This window comes from Yoonia sediminilitoris, from assembly GCF_003058085.1.
Classification (GTDB): Bacteria; Pseudomonadota; Alphaproteobacteria; order Rhodobacterales; family Rhodobacteraceae; genus Yoonia; species Yoonia sediminilitoris.
In genome coordinates, this window is sequence record NZ_QBUD01000046.1 from 1 (window position 1) to 1,381 (window position 1,381).

The 1,381-nt window shown below is 54.5% G+C and carries 1 protein-coding gene; it reads right to left on the reverse strand.

The window, feature by feature from the left end; genetic code table 11:
• Positions 1 to 281 precede the first annotated feature (281 nt).
• Positions 282 to 1,304, reverse strand: a complete 1,023-nt coding sequence (locus C8N45_RS22925; RefSeq protein WP_108389380.1) for an IS110 family RNA-guided transposase — start codon at positions 1,302 to 1,304, stop codon at positions 282 to 284.
• Between the last annotated feature and the right edge of the window lie 77 nt (positions 1,305 to 1,381).

Here is a 1,381-nt window from a genome sequence, read left to right on the forward strand (position 1 = left end):
TATATGGACCCCGCCTTATTGCAACAGTCTTGGCAGGCTTGGTTCAGGATCACGATTGCTGACGTATATCCGGCTTCTTTGAGCGGCCCAATACATTGTCGCCGCGAGCCCCGATGGATTTCCGCGTGCTTCTCCCTCATTGGCTCCAAGGCATCAGCTTTGCTGTGCCGATCCACACACCAGGGTCAAGAAGCGACGGTTCGTGTCGTTGTCACCATCCCATGCCAATTTGCTGCAATATTCCGGGTTTGTCCTCCTGATTCTAGCGCCTCGGTGCTTTCTTACATTGGGGCGACGGGCTGATATCTGCCGCCACCGGACAAGACTGACCAAACGATCCTGGCATTTTTGTTGGCAACTGCGACAGCCACCACATTTGGATGTCGCCGGTTACGCATCCGTCCGATCCACAGGCTCCGAGGGTCAGTTTTGCCTCCCGCCTTTGCAAGGACGGCGCGGGCCCCATGGATCATCAAGGTGCGCAAGTATCGATCCCCGCGTTTGCTGATCCCAAACAGGCGCGACTTGCCACCACTGGATCGCTGCTTGGGAACCAGCCCAAGCCATGCTGCAAACTGTCTTCCGTTCTTGAAGCACGTCCGGTCTCCAACAGCCGCAACAAGTGCTGTTGCCGTTATTGGGCCGATCCCCTCGATCTCACCAATGCGTTGGCACATCTCGTTGGATCGAAATAGGCCTCGAATGCGCTTGTTGTAAGCCGCAATGCGTTGATCCAATTCACCAAGCTCTTCACGCACATCACAAACCAGCTCCAAGATCATGTCTCCGAGGTTATTGTCGGTTCCATCCGCAATCTGCCCAAGCGCATGTCTCAGACGCGTGATATCGCGGGCAACGACCACCCCATGCTCTGCCAACAAACCTCGGATCTGGTTCACCAGCCGTGTCCGATTTGACACCAGTCTTTGACGGATACGATGAACAGCCTGGATCTCGAGTTGTTCCGAGGATTTTGGCGGCACAAAGCGCATGGACGGCCTGCCGATGGCCTCGCAAATTGCCTCGGCATCGTTCCGGTCGTTCTTGTTGGATTTCACATACGGTGTCACAAATTGCGGTGAGATCAAACGAACCTCATGGCCTAGATTGGCAAATACTTTCGCCCAATAGTGTGAACCGCTGCAAGCTTCCATTCCAACAATACAAGGCGGCAAATCCGCAAAGAACTGCGCAACCGCATCTCGTCGCAAAGTCTTTCGCAGGATGGCTTCTTCCTGAGCATCTACGCCGTGGACCTCAAAGACGTTCTTCGCCAAGTCCAAACCAATTCTCACTATCTGCATGGTATTTCTCCTTTCCCAAAATTGATCTTCTAAGGGTCGCCGACCGAAGGCGGCGGGGTCCATACCATTGGCTCCTG

Excerpts from the sequence above, each read along its gene's own strand:
- C8N45_RS22925 (WP_108389380.1), bottom strand. The coding sequence starts at position 1,304 with ATGCAGATAGTGAGAATTGGTTTGGACTTGGCGAAGAACGTCTTTGAG.